Genomic DNA, 18420 nt, shown 5'->3' with positions numbered 1-18420 from the left:
GTTTAAAATAACCACACCGAAGTGTGGTTATGGTTAAAAACACCCGCAGCGTTAGCGGGTGGTGGTGCTGGTGGTGGTGGTTGTGGTGGTCCCGGTGTTAGAACCGTCGCCGCCACCGGTTGCGGCTAACGCCACACCGACCGCCGACCCAACAGTGCTGGCGCTGGTTGCAGCGGAACTGCCTGCAGACACAGAGGTCGCCTGCGCGCCGGCCGCATCACCCACTGCTACGGGATCAGCATTCGCCGCGCCGGCGGCTGCCAGCGTAAATATGGCTAAAGCGCCATAAAGGGTTTTTCTCATCACAATTTCCCTTCATTGAATGAATGGAGATTTGCCCGAAAGGCTTTCAGGCGCCATCGAGTATACACAACGCAATGTGATGATCCGGCTTGCGGGAAATAAGGAGTGAACTTTAAGAAAAAGAGTAAAAATCAAAAAGGAAGAGTTATTTAATTAAGAATAAAACAATATAAAACATATCATTACGATTATTTAATGCGGAAACATAATTCCAATTACTCTTAAATTTAAGGCCTGTGTTTATTGATGACAATCTAATTTTAGGATTAACCTCAGGTTGGAAAAATCATAAATTATGACGGCAAGGGGATAACTCTTATAAAAAATATGCCAGCACGAGGCTGGCATATTTCACACTCACGGTTTAATTAATCACGCCAGGACTTATAGCGGTTAATCAGGCCGTTGGTAGAGCTGTCATGGCTCTCGATTTGCTTATCGTCGCCCAGCTCCGGCAGGATGCGGTTAGCCAGCTGCTTGCCAAGCTCTACGCCCCACTGGTCAAAGGTGAAGATGTTCAGGATTGCGCCCTGGGTGAAGATCTTGTGCTCATACAGCGCAATCAGCGCGCCAAGGCTGAACGGAGTGATTTCACGAAGCAGGATGGAGTTGGTCGGGCGGTTGCCTTCAAACACCTTGAACGGCACAACGTGATCCAGGGTTGCAGGATCTTTACCCTGGTCGCGATATTCCTGCTCAACCACTTCGCGAGATTTGCCGAACGCCAGCGCTTCGGTCTGCGCGAAGAAGTTAGACAGCAGCTTAGGATGATGGTCGGACAGCGCGTTGTGGCTAATGGCCGGTGCGATAAAGTCGCAAGGAACCATTTTGGTGCCCTGGTGAATCAGCTGATAGAACGCGTGCTGGCCGTTAGTGCCCGGCTCGCCCCAGATGATTGGGCCAGTCTGGTAATCAACCGCGTTGCCATTACGGTCAACGTACTTGCCGTTAGACTCCATGTTGCCCTGCTGGAAATAAGCAGCAAAGCGGTGCATGTATTGGTCGTACGGCAGAATCGCTTCGGTTTCAGCGCCGAAGAAATTGTTGTACCAGATACCAATCAGCGCCAGCAGCACCGGCAGGTTCTGCTCGGCTGGCGTGGTGCTGAAGTGCTTGTCCATGGCATGCGCGCCGGAAAGCAGTTCAACAAAGTTGTCGAAGCCAACGGACAGGATGATGGACAGGCCAATCGCGGACCACAGGGAATAACGACCGCCCACCCAGTCCCAGAACTCGAACATGTTGGCAGTGTCGATACCGAACTCGCCTACGGCTTTACCGTTGGTAGACAGCGCGGCGAAGTGTTTCGCTACGTGTTTTTCATCACCGGCGGCACGCAGGAACCAGTCACGCGCGCTGTGGGCGTTGGTCATGGTTTCTTGAGTGGTAAAGGTTTTTGAAGCCACCAGGAACAGCGTTGTTTCCGGGTTAACCTTTTTCAGCACTTCGGCGATGTGGGTGCCATCGACGTTGGAAACAAAGTGCATATTGAGGTGGTTTTTGTACGGACGCAGCGCTTCGGTCACCATGAATGGGCCGAGGTCGGAGCCGCCGATACCGATGTTAACTACGTCGGTAATTGCTTTGCCGGTGTAACCTTTCCAGCTGCCGCTGATAATGCTTTCAGAGAAGGCTTTCATCTTCTCCAGCACCGCGTTCACTTCCGGCATCACGTCTTTGCCGTCTACCACAATCGGCGTATTGCTGCGGTTACGCAGGGCAACGTGCAGCACCGCACGGTCTTCGGTGCGGTTGATTTTTTCACCGGCGAACATGGATTTGATGGCGCTCTGCAGGTCGGTCTCTTTTGCAAGAGCCTGCAGTTTTTCGAGGGTTTCGGTCGTGATGCGGTTTTTGGAGAAGTCCACCAGCATTAAATCATCGAAGGTGGCGGAGAATTTGGTGAAGCGGTCGTTATCTTTCGCGAAAAGCTCGGAGAGAGTAACGTCTTTCATCTCATCGTAGTGTTTCTGGAGCGCCTGCCAGGCAGAGGTCTGCTTCGGGTTGATGTTTTTCATAGCAATACTCTTCTGATTTGAGAATTGTGACTTCGGTCGATTGTAGCGCCTGCAGGCGAAAATTGTGATGGTTTTTATGCCATTAACCGGCGCTTTACCGTAACCCTCTAAAAAGCGCCAAAAAAGCGCCTGTTATAAGTTAAATTCCTGGTTATCGATTGAACATGAAAAATCCGCATAACCCCGACGTTGACATGCCATCGCCGAAGCTTTATTTATTAGGCGCTACCTGCGCATGCGCAGGCCAGAAGAGGCGCGTTGCCCAGATAATCGTATCCGAGGAACCAGTACTGTGAAGATACGTGAGGGGGAGCAACGCCGAGATGATGGAGCGTCTGGTCACGCTTATTGTCGGCTGCAGGGGCTGAATCCTCTGGGTTGTCACCAGGAACGTTCGCAGTCGAGCGTTTCATATTCGGCGCAGTCAGCCGGATAGACAAGGTGGAGCACTTCTGGGTGATCTCGTAGTTCTCCTGCTCTGCGCCCACCCGTTTATCGCTCTTCCCTTGTGCCAAGGCTGAATATTTTATTGCCAGTTGAATGGCCCCTGACACGAGGTAGTTATGTCCCAAACCGTAGTAGCCAAATTTGGCGGTACCAGCGTTGCCGACTTCGACGCGATGAACCGCAGCGCCGACGTTGTGCTTGCCGATAATAATGTCCGCGTAGTGGTGCTTTCCGCTTCCGCTGGCGTGACCAACCTGCTGGTCGCTCTTGCTGAGGGACTTGAGGCTACCGAACGCTTCGTCAAGCTCGATGCTATCCGTAAAATTCAGTACGACATCGTCGAGCGTCTGGCTAACCCGCACGTTATTCGTGAAGAGATTGAGCGCCTGCTTGAGAACATCACCACGCTCGCGGAAGCCGCATCCCTTGCCACCTCTACCGCGCTGACCGACGAGCTGGTTAGCCACGGCGAACTGATGTCTACCCTGCTGTTTGTTGAGATCCTGCGCGAGCGCAGCGTTGAGGCCCAGTGGTTCGACATCCGTAAAATCATGCGCACCAGCGACCGCTTTGGCCGCGCCGAGCCTGATATTGCGGCTCTGGCTGAATTAGCCGGGCAACAGTTGCTCCCGCGCCTTAACGACGCGCTGGTGATTACTCAGGGCTTTATCGGCAGCGAAGAAAAAGGCCGTACCACCACGCTTGGCCGCGGCGGCAGCGACTATACCGCCGCCCTGCTTGGTGAAGCGCTGCATGCCGCTCGCGTCGATATCTGGACCGACGTTCCGGGGATTTACACTACCGACCCGCGCGTTGTTCCGGCGGCAAAACGAATCGACCGCATTGCGTTTGAAGAGGCCGCCGAGATGGCAACCTTTGGCGCGAAGGTGCTGCACCCAGCTACATTGCTGCCCGCCGTGCGCTGTGATATTCCGGTGTTTGTTGGTTCCAGCAAAGACCCGGCGGCCGGCGGCACGCTGGTGTGCAAAAAAACCGAAAATCCACCGCTGTTTCGCGCCCTGGCATTACGCCGCAAACAAACGCTGTTAACCCTGCACAGCCTGACCATGCTGCACTCCCAGGGCTTCCTGGCTGAAGTGTTCAGTATTCTGGCGCGCCATAATATTTCGGTAGACCTGATAACCACTTCAGAAGTGAGCATCGCCCTGACGCTGGATACCACCGGCTCCACCTCAACCGGCGACAGCCTGCTGACCAGCGCCCTGCTGACCGAGCTTTCATCGCTGTGCCGCGTAGAAGTGGAAGAGAATCTGGCTCTGGTCGCCATCATCGGCAACAAGCTGTCCCAGGCCTGCGGCGTGGGTAAAGAGGTGTTTGGCGTGCTCGACCCGTTCAATATCCGCATGATTTGCTACGGGGCTTCCAGCTATAACCTCTGCTTCCTGGTGCCGGGCGATGACGCAGAACAGGTGGTGAAAAAGCTTCATCACAACCTGTTTGAATAATCCACCGCGCCAGAGATTCCGATAAAAGCCCGCCGATGCGGGCTTTTTTGTTTCAGTAAATCAGAAGGTTTGCTTTACACTGAAAGTCCTTTCCCAGGAGGTTGCAACGATGGCCACAGCCAGACTGACACAGCAGGACATGACGGAAAGCGAGCAGCGCGAGTTAAAGACGCTGCTGGATCGCGCCCGCATTGCACACGGTCGTACGTTGACCAACTCAGAAACCAATCAGGTAAAAAAAGAGTACATCGACAAGCTGATGGCGGAGCGAGAGCTGGCGGCTAAAAAAGCGCGCCAGCTGAAGAAGAAAAATGCTTTAAAGCCGGATACTTCGGCGACCTTTTCATGGTCGGCCAACACCCACACGCGCGGTAAGCGCTAGTTTAACGGCCTTTTTTCTTACGGCCCGGGGCGGCAAAGCGTTTACGGGAAGCAAGCTCAGCAGGCGTTTTGGCTGAGCTTTTCGGCCCGCTGACCTGCGGCTTTTTCACCGCGGCCGTGGTGGCTTTTGGTTTCGCCTTTTTTTGAGCCGGTTTGGCTTCAGAAGAAGAATTCTCAATCAGCTTAAACAGCTCAATCAGTTCATCATCAGTCAGGTCACGCCATTCACCCAGCGGTATCCCGGAAAGGCTGACGTTCATGATGCGCGTGCGCTCAAGCTTCGTCACTTCATAACCAAAATGCTCGCACATGCGGCGGATCTGGCGATTTAATCCCTGAACCAGCGTGATGCGAAACGCAAACGGCGCTTCTTTTTTCACTTTGCATTTTTTGGTCACGGTGCCGAGGATCGGCACGCCCGCGCCCATGCCGCGAATAAACTCGTCGGTCACAGGCTTATTCACCGTTACCACGTACTCTTTTTCGTGGTCATTACCGGCGCGCAGGATCTTGTTTACCAGGTCGCCGTGATTAGTGAGGAAAATCAGCCCCTGGGAATCTTTGTCGAGACGGCCAATTGGAAACACGCGCTTGCTGTGGTTCACGTAATCCACGATGTTGTCTTTCTCACCGTCTTCGGTGGTACTCACGATGCCCACCGGCTTATTCAGCGCAATCAGCACCAGGTCTTCTTCGTCGCGAGGCTCGATTAACTGACCATTCACCTTCACGCTATCGCCGGCAAAAACCTGATCGCCCACTTTGGCGCGTTTGCCGTTGATAAAAACGTTGCCCTGTTCGATGTAGCGATCGGCGTCACGGCGCGAGCAGATACCGCTCTCGCTGATGTATTTGTTAAGACGAATAGATGAATTAGTCAGCATGGCTCCTCCGAAAACCCAGGACTATACCTTACCCGCAGGGCGTTGCGAACAGCCTTTCTGTGATTGCCCCGCGATCTTAGCCCGGCATGCGCTTTAAGCGCCTTCGTCATGAAGGCGCGGCTTAATCAATACTCGTCCCGCTCATCGTCGTCGTCCGGCTGGTCCAGCACGCTATAGGCCACCGAACAGAACAAGGAGTTCAGGCGTTTCATATCGCCCAGCAGCCCAAGGTGCAGCGAGCTGGTTTCGATGCTCTGCACGTTTTGCTGATGCAGGCGGTCAACGTGCGCGTGGGAGAAGCGGCGGTTCATAATACGGAAGCGATGCTTGTTGCGGCGCAGGCGGCGGGCGCTGCCCAGGTCGCTTGAGAAAAATACCGACAGGCTAAGCTGCAGGTTGCTGATCAACTGCTGGAGCAGGTTATCCAGCTCGGTCAGGCCATCCGGCGAGAAGGCGCGACGGGCGGCAAGGGATTTATCCGCAACTTCGCTACCCATACGCTCAATGATATCCGCCGCCTGCTCAAGGTTAAGCGACATCTCAATAATTTCCGCCCAGCGGCGCGATTCCATTTCCGCCAAATCTTCCTTCGGCATTTGAGCAAGGTAGAGCTTGATGGCGGTATAAAGCACGTCTACGTCGTCGGCCAGCTTGCGCAGCTCTTTTTCCTGGCGCGGCTCGCCGTGCATCACCTTGCTCCAGGTCTCCAGCATCTGCTCCAGTACGTCTCCCATTCTGAGGGTTTCACGCGCGGCGTTAGACAAACCGAGCGCCGGAGTATCCAGCGCGGTTGGGTCAAGGTGCTTCGGCTTCATGCGCGCATCCACTTCCGGCTCCTCGCTAATAACCCGGCGGCAGAAACGCGCCATGGGCTCGGCAAAGGGCACCATCACCAGGCAGCGGATCAGGTTGTAGAAGACGTGGAAGTAGATAACCAGCTCGGACTCAGGCAGCGGCAGGTGGTGCATCAGCCGGGCAAGGATGTGCACAAACGGCAGCACCAGCAGGCTCCCCACCAGCTTAAACAGCAGGCTGCCGAGCGCCACGCGACGAGCGGCAGCGTTAGCCGCGCTGTTATTGATCATCGCCAGCAGGCCGGAGCCGAGGTTCGCGCCAATGACCAGGCACAGCGCGACGTCAAACGAGATAACGCCGGTTGAGGTCAGCGTGGCGGTTAACAGCACGGCAGCAAGGCTTGAGTAACTGATAATCGCGAACATAGCGCCGATAAGCGCATCCAGCATGATGTCGCCGGTCAAAGAGGCGAAAATCACCTGCACGCCGTTGGCCTGGGTCATCGGCGTGACGGCCGAAACAATCAGCTCCAGCGCCAGCAGGATCAGGCCAAGGCCAATCCCCACGCGGCCAAGCTGCCCGGCACGGGTTTGCTTGCGGCTGAGGAAGAAAATGACGCCGATAAATATCAGCAGCGGCGAAAGCCACGAGAGATCGAAGGTCAGGACCCTCGCCATCAGCGCGGTCCCTACGTCGGCCCCCAGCACAATTACCAGCGCAGGCGTCAGCGCCACCAGATCCTGAGCCACGAAGGACGTGACCAGCATAGTGGTTGCATTGCTGCTCTGCACCAGAGCGGTAACGCCGATACCGGCGCAGAAGGCGAGCGGTTTCTTTTCTACGCTGCGGCTAAGCACGCTGCGCAGGTTGGCACCGTATACCCGCATGATGCCGGTACGCACGATATGCGTGCCCCAAACCAGCAGCGAGACGGCGGACAGCAGGTGTAACAATGTCAGCACGGATTCTTGTTCTCCTTATAGTTTTTAGGGTTCCTGAGGCAAAAATAGCCACCATCCTTCAGTATAAGGGTTTAACTTCAATAAAGAGACAAGGCGCTCACAGAGCGCCTTGTAAGTTGTAAGGAAAGGTTATTTTTGGCGACTAGTCTGCGTCGTAGCCCAGGTTAGGCGCCAGCCAGCGTTCGACTTCGCTAACCGGCATCCCTTTGCGCCGCGCATAGTCTTCTACCTGGTCACGCTGGATCTGCGCCACGGCGAAGTATTTGCTATCAGGGTGGCTGAAGTACCAGCCGGAAACCGACGCGCCTGGCCACATGGCGTAGGACTCGGTCAGCTTCATGCCGATAACGTTTTCCACGTCGAGCAGCGCCCAGATAGCCGCTTTCTCGGTATGTTCGGGGCAGGCCGGATAGCCGGGCGCGGGGCGAATGCCCTGGTAATTTTCGCGAATAAGCTCCTCGTTGCTGAGATTCTCCGTTGCCGCATAGCCCCAGTAAACCTTACGCACGCGCTCATGAAGATATTCTGCAAATGCTTCAGCCAGGCGGTCCGCCACCGCTTTCACCATGATTTTGTTGTAATCATCATGTTGGGCATCATAAGCCTCCGCCAGCGCGTCTTCCTCGATGCCGCCGGTAACCGCAAACGCGCCGATGTAGTCCGCTTTGCCGCTATGTTTAGGCGCAACGAAGTCGGCGATGCAGTAATTTGGAAAACCGGTTTTTTCAGTTTGCTGGCGCAGATGACGGCTCACGGCCTTCACCTGGGTGCGCGTCTCGTCGGCGTAAACTTCCACGTCATCGCCCACCCGGTTTGCCGGGAACAGGCCCACTACGCCACGCGGCGTCATTGCCTTAGTGTTATGAAGCATGTCGAGCATTTCGTTGGCGTCTTTAAACAGCCGCTTCGCCTCTTCCCCCACCACTTCATCTTCCAGGATGCGCGGATATTTACCGGCCAGAGACCAGGTCATAAAGAACGGCGTCCAGTCGATGTAGTTACGCAGCGTTTCGATACTGGCGGTGACTTCCTGCACGCCCAGGCGATGGGCAACCGGCGGAGTGTAGCTATCCCAGTCGAAGGCGAGGTCGTTCTCACGCGCGGCCTGGAGCGTTACCGGCGGCGTGCGCGGTTTTTTGCGGGCATGCTGAGTACGCACGACCTCATACTCTTTGCGCGTGCGGGCGACAAAATCATCGTGCTGAGTTTCTGAAAGCAGGGAGGAGACCACGCCGACGGTGCGGGAGGCATTCTGCACATACACCGTCGGACCGCTGTAGTTTTGCTCGATTTTCACCGCCGTGTGGGCTTTGGAAGTCGTCGCCCCGCCAATCAACAGCGGCAGCTTAAAGCCCTGACGCTCCATCTCTTTGGCGACGTTAACCATCTCGTCCAGCGACGGCGTAATCAGCCCGGAGAGGCCGATAATATCCGCGCCGACTTCACGGGCGGTCTTCAAAATCTTCTCCCCCGGCACCATCACGCCGAGGTCGATAATTTCGTAGTTGTTACATTGCAGCACCACGCCAACGATGTTTTTCCCGATGTCGTGTACGTCGCCTTTTACCGTGGCAAGCACGATTTTGCCATTCGTCGAGCCTTTTTCCTTGCTGGCTTCAATGTAAGGCTCCAGATAAGCCACCGCCTGCTTCATCACGCGGGCCGACTTCACCACCTGCGGCAGGAACATTTTCCCTTCGCCGAACAAGTCGCCAACCACGTTCATTCCCGCCATCAGCGGGCCTTCGATAACCTCTATCGGGCGCGTGGACTGCTGGCGCGCTTCTTCTGTGTCCGCTTCGATAAATTCGGTGATACCTTTCACCAGCGAATACTCCAGGCGCTTAACAACGTCCCAGCTGCGCCATTCAGCCTGCTGCGCGTTGGCGGCTTCATCGCTTTTGCTGCCGCGATATTTCTCGGCCAGATCCAGCAGTCGCTCGGTACTGTCGTCGCGACGGTTGAGAACAACGTCCTCCACCGCGTCCCGCAGCTCGGCAGGCAGATCGTCGTAAATCGCCAGCTGCCCGGCGTTAACAATCCCCATATCCATACCGTTGCGGATAGCGTAGTAGAGGAAGACCGCGTGGATGGCTTCACGCACCGGCTCATTGCCGCGGAACGAGAAGGAAACGTTGGAAACGCCGCCGGAAATCATCGCATGCGGCAGCTCACGCTTAATGTCTTCGCAGGCGCCGATAAAGTCCTGAGCGTAGTTGTTGTGTTCTTCGATGCCGGTCGCCACGGCGAAGATATTTGGGTCAAAAATAATATCTTCGGGCGGGAAACCGACCTCTTCGGTAAGGATCTTGTAGGCGCGGCGGCAAATATCAATTTTGCGCTCGCGGGTATCCGCCTGGCCGACTTCATCAAACGCCATGACTACCATGGCCGCGCCGTAGCGCCGTACCAGCCGGGCATGGTGGATAAACGGCTCAATCCCTTCCTTCATGGAAATAGAGTTGACGATGCCTTTGCCCTGGATGCATTTCAGCCCTTTTTCGATGACCTCCCATTTTGAGGAGTCGATCATAATCGGCACCCGGGCAATGTCCGGCTCACCGGCAATCAGATTCAGGAAACGCACCATTGCCGCTTCGGCATCGAGCATTCCTTCATCCATGTTGATGTCGATGATTTGTGCCCCGCTGGCGACCTGTTGCAGGGCCACGTCCAGCGCTTCGTTATATTTTTCTTCTTTAATCAGCCGCTTAAATTTTGCAGAGCCGGTCACGTTGGTACGCTCCCCGACGTTTACAAACAAGCTTTCCGCGCCGATATTAAGCGGCTCCAGCCCGGCAAGACGGCAGGCAACCGGCAGCTCGGGAAGCTTGCGTGGGGCAACGCCTTCCACCGCTTTGCTCATCGCGGCAATGTGCGCTGGCGTAGTGCCGCAGCAGCCGCCGACGATATTCAGGAAACCCGCCTGCGCCCATTCGCCAATCTGCAGGGCCATTACGTCAGCGTCGAGATCGTACTCGCCGAAGGCATTTGGCAGCCCGGCGTTAGGGTGTGCGGTAACGTAGCATTCGGCAATGCGTGACAGCTCGGCAACGTACTGGCGCAGCTCGTCCGGCCCCAAAGCACAGTTAAGGCCAAAGCTGAGCGCATCCGCATGGCGCAGCGAGTTGTAGAATGCCTCGGTCGTCTGCCCGGAAAGCGTACGGCCTGAAGCGTCGGTAATGGTGCCGGAAATCATGATGGGCAACTCGACGCCAAGCGCTTCAAATTCTGTTTTAACGGCGAATATCGCCGCTTTTGCGTTCAGGGTGTCGAACACCGTTTCGATCATAATCAGGTCAGCCCCGCCTTCCACCAGCGCTCGGGTGGATTCGCGGTAAGCTTCTACCAGTTGATCGAAAGTGATGTTACGGAATGCGGGATCGTTAACGTTAGGAGAAATTGATGCGGTACGGTTTGTGGGGCCAAGCACCCCGGCAACATAGCGCGGTTTTTCCGGCGTTCTCGCCGTCCATTCATCGGCGCAGGCTCGTGCCAACTTCGCCGCTTCGTAGTTAATTTCTGCCGACAGGGATTCCATCTGGTAGTCGGCCATGGCGATGGTGGTGGAGTTGAAGGTGTTGGTTTCAACGATATCCGCCCCGGCCTCGAAGTAGGCGTAGTGGATCGCGGCGATAACCTCGGGCTTGCTTAGCACCAGCAGGTCGTTGTTGCCTTTCAGGTCGCACGGCCAGTCGGCAAAGCGCTCTCCTCTGAAATCACTTTCATCAAGACGATAGCTCTGGATCATAGTGCCCATGCCGCCGTCCAGTACCAGAATGCGTTCGCTTAATTGCTGATGAAGCCGTTCTACGTTGTTGCTCACTCTCACTCCCACCTGTTTTCCCGGGCCAGACAGACCTGCAGACCCATACTTGCACAAACTGCAGGGGCGGAAAAGTCGCTAGTCGGTAACATGAGAGATGTTCAGCATCACTCCTCCGATCAGTCTGCTTAGCGGTTGCAAAATCGCCAAATAAAACGAAAATGATTTCCACGATACGAAAAAGGAGTCCGCTATGGTTGCCACCGTTCCCGCTAAACGAGGTAAAAAACCGCGTGCCGCCGCCGCTGCGGCCCCACCGGCTACCGGGCAGGTTCAATCCCTCACCCGCGGGCTAAAACTGCTGGAATGGATTGCCGAGTCTCACGGCAGCGTGGCGCTCACCGAGCTGGCTCAGCAGGCTGGTTTACCGAACTCCACCACGCACCGCCTGCTGACCACTATGCAGCAGCTGGGCTTTGTTCGCCAGATTGGCGACCTTGGCCACTGGACGATTGGCGCCCACGCTTTTGTGGTTGGCAGCAGCTTCCTGCAAAGCCGTAATCTGCTGGCGATTGTTCACCCGATCCTGCGCAAGCTGATGGAAGATTCCGGCGAAACGGTTAACCTTGCCGTGCTCGACAGCAGCGACCATCAGGCGATTATTATCGACCAGGTTCAGTGTACCCAATTGATGCGCATGTCGGCTCCCATTGGCGGCAAGCTGCCGATGCATGCTTCCGGAGCCGGGAAAGCGTTTCTGGCGCACCTTAGCGACGATGAAGTTGCCGGGCTGCTGCACCGCAAAGGGCTGCACAGCTACACCCCAGCCACCCTCACCTCGCCCCTGCATCTGAAAGAAGATTTAGCCCAGACGCGCAAGCGCGGCTATTCGTTTGATGATGAAGAACACGCCCTGGGCCTGCGCTGCGTGGCCTCATGTATTTATGATGAGCATCGTGAAGCGTTTGCCGCTATTTCTATTTCCGGCCCGATTTCCCGCGTGACTGACGACCGGGTTACGGAGCTGGGCGCGCTGGTGATTAAGGCGGCGAAAGAAATTACTCAGGCTTACGGCGGCGGGCGCTAACCCGCCCGTTTTACCTCGCCAAATCGCAGGCTGAAACGCTGGCGGCGGCGATAGGCAAAGACATCTTCGACGTGGCCATTACGAATGCGGGTTTGCAGGGCACGCCAGAACTCAGCGCGGAAAAGGTCGCCGTGCATTTCATCAAATAGCGGACGAATGCGCGGGTCAGCGCAGAGATAGTGGCGAAACTCTTCGGGGAAAACGTCGCCCGGTGAGATGCTGTACCACGGCTCAGCCGAAAGCTCGTCTTCCGGGTAGCGCGGCGGCGGGATATCGCGAAAATTCACCTCCGTCATATAACAAATCTCATCGTAGTCGTAGAACACCACCCGCCCGTGGCGCGTAACGCCAAAGTTCTTAAACAGCATATCGCCCGGAAAGATATTAGCCGCCGCGAGCTGGCGAATGGCGTTGCCATACTCTTCTACCGCATCACGCAGCTGCTGGCCTTCAACCTGCTCCAGCCACAGGTTAAGCGGCACCATACGCCTCTCAATGTAGAGATGGCTGATGGCGATGCGTTCACCCAAATCAGTGAGTTTCTCCGGCACTTCCTGGCGTAGCAGGGCCATTAGCTCGGGGCCTATCTGACGTTTATCCAGCACAAAGTTTTCAAACTCCTGGGTGTCCGCCATGCGCCCGACGCGATCGTGCTCTTTAACCAGCTGATAGCAGGCCCGCACTCTCTCAGCGCTGACCTCCTTCTGCGGCGCAAATTTATCTTTAATCACCTTAAAAACGCGGTCAAAGCCCGGCAGGGTGAACACCAGCATCACCATGCCGCGAATGCCCGGCGCCTCGATAAACTGCTCGTCCGTCCCCGTAATATAAGTCAGGTATTCGCGGTAGCTTTCCGTTTTGCCGTGCTTCTGGCAGCCAATCGCCATATACAGCTCGGCGGTGGTTTTACCCGGCAGCAGCTCGCGCAGCCACTCCACCAGTGCGGCAGGGAATGGGGCGTACACCATAAAATACGAACGAGCGAAGCCGAAGACGATACTCGCCTCCGCGGAACTGGTCAGGCAGGTATCGACCATCAGCTGTCCGTCGTCGGTACGGTGGATGGGCAATAAGAAAGGGATTTTGCCCTCCGGCAGCACCAGTTTGCCGACCAACCACGCCGCCTTATTGCGATAAAACAGTTCATTAGCCACTTCCAGAGACGCATGACTCAGCGCCTGGGCATCAACGGTTTCAGTAAGATGGGCAGTAATATAACTAACGTCACGAGCCAGGTCCTGCCACGGAAGGCGCAGCGGGAGGTCGGCAAGCAGGGTTGTCAGCAATTTGTTCCATCCCTGCTCGGGGAAGAAGATTTTCGCCAGCGGACGAGGCAGCGGCCGGAGCTGCTTTCCTGCCTGCGAGCTAAAAATAAAAAGCCGCTCGGGAGTAAGCGAGCGGTGGTCGAACAGCCGACAATAGACAGAGTTGAAGAAACTCTCGGCAATTTCAAAACGCGGATAATCCGGCAATAGTCCGGTGTACTGCTCTTTCACACGCAGCAAAAAGGCCACGTCGGTGTTCTGCCCGCCGGTGATGCAGCGAAGTTGCTCCACCACCAGGCCAACGTGATGGTCATAAAGATTGATACGGCTTTTCATCGCCTGCTGGACGGCGTGCCAGTCGGCCTGCTCAAAGCGCTGCTGAGCGCCGGCGGTCACTTCAAGGAATCGACCATATTGCGCGTCGAACCCCTGCAGGATAGTGTGGGCAATCAGAAGTTCCAGGCCGCGCGTCATAGGCTTCTCCGCCAGATTGCTCCCTCTCCCCGTAGAGAGAGGGATTTTAGGATCAGAACTGCTCTTCTTCAGTGGAGCCGGTGAGCGCGGTGACAGAGGAAGCGCCGCCCTGGATGATGGTGGTCACCCGGTCAAAGTAGCCGGTGCCAACTTCCTGCTGATGGGAAACGAAGGTGTAGCCTTCAGAAGCCGCGGCAAATTCTGGCTGCTGCACTTTCTCGACGTAGTGCCTCATCCCCTCGCCCTGAGCGTAGGCATGGGCAAGGTCGAACATGTTGAACCACATGCTATGAATACCGGCCAGGGTAATGAACTGGTATTTGTAGCCCATATTCGACAGTTCCTGCTGGAAGGCCGCGATGGTTTTGTCATCAAGATTTTTCTTCCAGTTAAACGACGGCGAACAGTTGTAGGCCAGCAGTTTACCCGGGAAGCGAGCATGAATAGCATCCGCAAAGCGCTTAGCCTGATCCAGATCCGGTTTAGAGGTTTCACACCAGACGAGGTCGGCATAAGGCGCGTAGGCCAGGCCGCGGCTGATAGCCTGCTCAATACCGGCGCGGGTGCGATAGAAGCCTTCCTGAGTACGCTCGCCGGTCACAAATTCGCGGTCGTATTCATCGCAGTCGGAAGTGATCAGGTCGGCCGCATCGGCGTCGGTACGGGCAATCAGCAGCGTCGGAACGCCCATTACGTCAGCCGCCAGACGAGCGGCAATCAGCTTCTGAATGGCTTCCTGGGTCGGTACCAGCACTTTGCCACCCATATGCCCGCATTTCTTCACCGAGGCCAGCTGGTCTTCAAAGTGAACCCCGGCAGCACCGGCCTGAATCATCGATTTCATTAGTTCGAAAGCATTAAGTACGCCGCCAAAACCGGCTTCCGCATCGGCAACGATCGGCAGGAAGTAGTCGACATGGCGCGGATCGCCCGGCTCGATGTTTGAAGCCCACTGGATCTGATCCGCACGCTGGAAGCTGTTGTTGATCCGATCGACCACGGACGGAACCGAGTTCGCCGGGTAGAGCGATTGATCCGGGTACATGCTGGAGGCGAGGTTTGCGTCCGCCGCGACCTGCCAGCCGGAAAGGTAGATAGCCTCAATACCCGCTTTTGCCTGCTGTAAAGCCTGGCCACCGGTTAATGCCCCGAGGCTGTTGACGTAACCTTTTTTCGACTCTCCGTGCAGCAGGCGCCAGAGCTTAGCCGCTCCGTGCTGCGCCAGCGTGCATTCCGGGTTCAGCGACCCGCGGAGTTTCACCACGTCTTCGGCGCTATAGGTACGCTGAATGCCTTCCCAACGAGGCTGCGTCCATTCTTGCTGTAATTGTTGAATCTGTTGGCTACGTGAGGTTTTCATTTCAGATGCTCCATATTTGTAGGGTTAGGTTCAGGCAAGCAGGCGGTAGCCCGGCAGCGTCAGGAAGTCGATTAATTCTTCTGAGGTGGTAATTTGTTCCATCAGCCGCGCAGCTTCGTCGAAGCGTCCCTGGCTAAAACGCTGGTCGCCCAGCTCTTCCTGAATCACCAACATCTCTTCGGCAAGCATCTGGCGGAACAGCGCTTTGGTCACGGTCTGGCCGTTACTCAGCGTCTTTTGGTGATGTATCCACTGCCAGATTGAAGTACGGGAAATTTCAGCGGTCGCGGCATCTTCCATCAGACCGTAGATAGGCACGCAGCCGTTGCCGGAGATCCACGCTTCGATGTACTGAACGGCAACGCGAATATTGGCGCGCATCCCTTCTTCGGTGCGCTCTCCGGGGCAAGGCTCAAGCAGTTGAGCCGCGGTAATCGGCGCGTCTTCGTAGCGCTTAACATCCAGCTGGTTATGGCCTGAACCCAGTTTCTTGCCAAACACTTCCATTACCGTGTCAGCAAGCCCCGGGTGAGCAATCCAGGTGCCGTCGTGGCCATTGCTGGCCTCCATTTCTTTGTCCGCTTTAACCTTGTTCAGTACCCACTCATTGCGGGCGCTGTCTTTGCTTGGAATAAATGCCGCCATACCGCCCATGGCAAAAGCGCCACGGCGATGACAGGTTTTAATTAACAGGCGCGAGTAGGCGTTGAGGAATGGCTTATCCATCGTGACCGATTGACGGTCGGGCAGGACACGATCCGGGTGATTCTTCAACGTTTTGATATAGCTGAAGATGTAATCCCAGCGGCCGCAGTTCAGGCCAACGATGTGATCTTTCAGAGCGTGGAGGATCTCGTCCATCTGGAATACCGCCGGCAGCGTTTCGATAAGCAGCGTGGCTTTAATCGTGCCGCGAGGCAGGGAGAAATGATCCTCCGTAAAGCTGAACACCTCACTCCACCAGGCGGCTTCCTGCCAGGACTGCGTTTTTGGCAGGTAGAAGTATGGGCCGCTGCCCTTGGCAAGCAGCGCATCAACGTTATGGAAGAAATAAAGCCCGAAGTCGAACAGACTTCCCGGGATAGCTTCCCCGCGCCAGGTCACATGTTTTTCAGGCAGATGCAGACCGCGAACGCGGCAAACCAGCACCGCAGGATTGGGCTTTAACTGATAGATTTTACCGGCTTCGTTGGTCCAGCTAATGGTGCCATTAACCGCATCGCGCAGGTTGATTTGGCCGTCGATCACTTTGCTCCAGCTCGGCGCAAGAGAATCTTCAAAGTCGGCCATAAACACTTTCACGTTAGCGTTCAGGGCGTTGATTACCATTTTGCGCTCAACCGGCCCGGTGATTTCCACGCGGCGGTCGAGTAAGTCCTGCGGGATGCCACGAATTGTCCAGTCACCATTACGAATGGAAGCAGTTTCCGAATTGAAGTCAGGGAGTTTGCCGGCATCAATAGCCTGCTGTTCAGCAATCCGAGACGCCAGCAGCTTGTTACGCTGCGGGGTGAAGCGAGCCACCAGTTCGCCGATGAATTCTACGGCTTCCGGCGTCAGGATTTGTCTCTCTTGCTCGCCAAACGGCTGGCTAAAGGCCAACTCTTCGCTAACTGTCTGTTGTGTCATTCGGTTACTCCTTCGTCTTATCCCGTCGATACGGCCAAAAGTGGATCAGGCACGGCTGTGCAGTTTTCATGCAACAGAATTAAGACTACTTCATGATTTTTTAAAATCAAAAACAATTTCCATTTTGAAATTAAAAATCATTTATCATATTGATATTTATATGATTAAAGTTTGATCGTAGAGGGAAGTGGTTTTCAGAGTACAAAAAAAGCGCCCGAAGGCGCTTGTGGTGGGAGGCTGAAACGCTTAATCCAGCGTAGGATTCATATGGCGCAGATCGAACGGTGTGATCTGGTAGACGTAGTAGTTTAGCCAGTTTGTGAACAGCAAATTACCGTGGCTGCGCCAGGTGGCGTGGGGTGTTTTACCCGGATCGTTGTCCGGGAAGTAGTTATAAGGCACTTCAGTCTCAAGCCCGGCTTCAATGTCCCGGAAGTATTCCCCGGAGAGTGTCAGAGCATCGTATTCCGGGTGGCCGGTCACAAACGCGATGCGCTTGTCCTTACTGCCAAACAGGTAAGCATCGCCCTGTTCCGTTTCGGCCAGAATCTCCAGATCGGTATAGTCACGGATCAGCTGGGCCGGGAAGTCGGCATAGCGGGAATGAGGCGCCAGGAATGAATCGTCGAATCCGCGAGTCAGCAGAGCGTGGGGATGTGTAATGTGATGCTCATAAACGCCGGAGAGTTTTTCATTGCGGGTCTGCTTCGGAATGCCATACAAAATATTCAGAGCGGCCTGTACGGCCCAACAGACAAACAGCGTTGAGGTGACGTGATCTTTTGCCCATTCCAGCACCTGCTGGATCTGCGGCCAGTAGGCAACATCGTTAAATTCGACCAGCCCAAGCGGCGCACCGGTGACTATCAGGCCATCATAATTATCGTGCTGGATATCTTCAAAATTACAGTAGAAGTTATTGAGATGTTCGCTGGGCGTATTCCGCGATTCACGACTATCGATACGCAGCAACTGAACGTCTACCTGCAGCGGCGAGTTGGAGAGCAAACGCAGGAACTGATTTTCCGTCTCAATCTTCTTTGGCATCAGATTCAGGATCAGCACCTTTAGCGGACGGATTTCCTGATTGCTGGCGCGCGAAGATGTCATCACAAAGACGTTTTCCTCACGCAGGAAATTGACGGCTGGTAGCTCGTCCTGCACCCGAATAGGCATAACCTTATATCCTCAAAGCATACGTTTAAACGTTTAGACATCCAGACAGCTGAAGATACCGAAATTAGTGAATAATGTCGAGCCGGAAGCGAAAAGGTGAAAATGTTTCATTTAGAGACGGCAATGATAAACAGAGGGTTATGCTGGTTTTCTGGCTTAAAGGCAGCAGATTTGATTGTTTTGGAAGGCCGTTTTTTTTGATGCTTTTTAAGATAGCAGAAAACAAAAAACCCCAGCCGTCAGGCTGAGGTCTTTTGTTTTATTTGATGCCTGGCAGTTCCCACACTACTCGTATCATCCTGATACTCGCCCCTCCGGGGCCGCCGCACGCGGCGTTCAAACGTGTTCCCGACACGTTTGTCGCATGACCATGCTCGTGTAGAAAATTTCCAGGGTTCTGATAAAAA

Annotated in this window: 12 protein-coding genes and 1 riboswitch; of the genes, 3 read left to right on the top strand and 9 right to left on the bottom strand. The window is 55.2% G+C overall.

Going from position 1 to position 18420, the window contains the following annotated elements:
- Positions 1-51: 51 nt before the first annotated feature.
- Together yjbE and pgi are read right to left on the bottom strand one after the other, a co-directional pair.
- Positions 52-303 carry an exopolysaccharide production protein YjbE gene (gene yjbE, locus HMPREF0201_RS00230; protein ID WP_008455862.1) on the bottom strand — a complete coding sequence of 84 codons (252 nt, stop codon included), beginning with the start codon at positions 301-303 and terminating at the stop codon, positions 52-54.
- Between the two features lie 368 nt (positions 304-671).
- Positions 672-2321, bottom strand: a complete 1650-nt coding sequence (gene pgi / locus HMPREF0201_RS00225; protein ID WP_016517411.1) for a glucose-6-phosphate isomerase — start codon at positions 2319-2321, stop codon at positions 672-674.
- Between the two features lie 240 nt (positions 2322-2561).
- A riboswitch (Lysine riboswitch) is annotated at positions 2562-2781 on the top strand.
- Positions 2782-2884: 103 nt separating this feature from the next.
- Here pgi and lysC point away from each other — a divergent pair.
- Positions 2885-4234, top strand: coding sequence for a lysine-sensitive aspartokinase 3 (gene lysC, locus HMPREF0201_RS00215; protein ID WP_016517409.1), 1350 nt, complete (start codon positions 2885-2887; stop codon positions 4232-4234).
- A 109-nt stretch (positions 4235-4343) separates the two neighbouring features.
- A complete protein-coding gene (locus HMPREF0201_RS00210) occupies positions 4344-4616 on the top strand; it encodes a YjbD family protein (protein ID WP_016517408.1) in 273 nt (90 codons plus the stop codon).
- Between the two features lies 1 nt (position 4617).
- Here the strand turns inward: HMPREF0201_RS00210 and rluF are convergent, their stop codons facing one another.
- The 3 genes from rluF to metH form a co-directional block, all read right to left on the bottom strand.
- Positions 4618-5499 carry a 23S rRNA pseudouridine(2604) synthase RluF gene (rluF, locus tag HMPREF0201_RS00205; protein WP_016517407.1) on the bottom strand — a complete coding sequence of 294 codons (882 nt, stop codon included), beginning with the start codon at positions 5497-5499 and terminating at the stop codon, positions 4618-4620.
- Positions 5500-5624: 125 nt separating this feature from the next.
- Positions 5625-7256: a Na/Pi cotransporter family protein gene (locus HMPREF0201_RS00200; protein ID WP_016517406.1), complete on the bottom strand. Its 1632-nt coding sequence runs from the start codon at positions 7254-7256 to the stop codon at positions 5625-5627.
- A 142-nt stretch (positions 7257-7398) separates the two neighbouring features.
- Positions 7399-11082 (bottom strand): methionine synthase, encoded by a 3684-nt coding sequence (gene metH / locus HMPREF0201_RS00195; RefSeq protein WP_016517405.1) that lies wholly within the window; start codon positions 11080-11082, stop codon positions 7399-7401.
- Between the two features lie 193 nt (positions 11083-11275).
- Here metH and iclR point away from each other — a divergent pair, with 193 nt between their 5' ends.
- Positions 11276-12109 carry a glyoxylate bypass operon transcriptional repressor IclR gene (gene iclR / locus HMPREF0201_RS00190; protein ID WP_016517404.1) on the top strand — a complete coding sequence of 278 codons (834 nt, stop codon included), beginning with the start codon at positions 11276-11278 and terminating at the stop codon, positions 12107-12109.
- Here the strand turns inward: iclR and aceK are convergent.
- The 4 genes from aceK to metA form a co-directional block, all read right to left on the bottom strand.
- Positions 12106-13848, bottom strand: a complete 1743-nt coding sequence (aceK, locus tag HMPREF0201_RS00185; RefSeq protein ID WP_016517403.1) for a bifunctional isocitrate dehydrogenase kinase/phosphatase — start codon at positions 13846-13848, stop codon at positions 12106-12108. The genes iclR and aceK overlap by 4 nt on opposite strands.
- Before the next feature lie 52 nt (positions 13849-13900).
- Complete coding sequence (aceA, locus tag HMPREF0201_RS00180) at positions 13901-15208, bottom strand: isocitrate lyase (RefSeq protein ID WP_016517402.1); 1308 nt, start codon at positions 15206-15208, stop codon at positions 13901-13903.
- Positions 15209-15238: 30 nt separating this feature from the next.
- Complete coding sequence (gene aceB / locus HMPREF0201_RS00175; RefSeq protein ID WP_016517401.1) at positions 15239-16837, bottom strand: malate synthase A; 1599 nt, start codon at positions 16835-16837, stop codon at positions 15239-15241.
- A gap of 246 nt (positions 16838-17083) precedes the next feature.
- On the bottom strand, positions 17084-18013 hold the full coding sequence (gene metA / locus HMPREF0201_RS00170; RefSeq protein ID WP_016517399.1) for a homoserine O-acetyltransferase MetA: 930 nt from the start codon (positions 18011-18013) through the stop codon (positions 17084-17086).
- Positions 18014-18420 lie beyond the last annotated feature (407 nt).

The sequence above is a fragment of the Cedecea davisae DSM 4568 genome, from assembly GCF_000412335.2.
GTDB lineage: Bacteria > Pseudomonadota > Gammaproteobacteria > Enterobacterales > Enterobacteriaceae > Cedecea > Cedecea davisae.
Note: the sequence above shows the minus strand (reverse complement) of the source record. Positions and strands in the feature narration are given on the sequence as shown.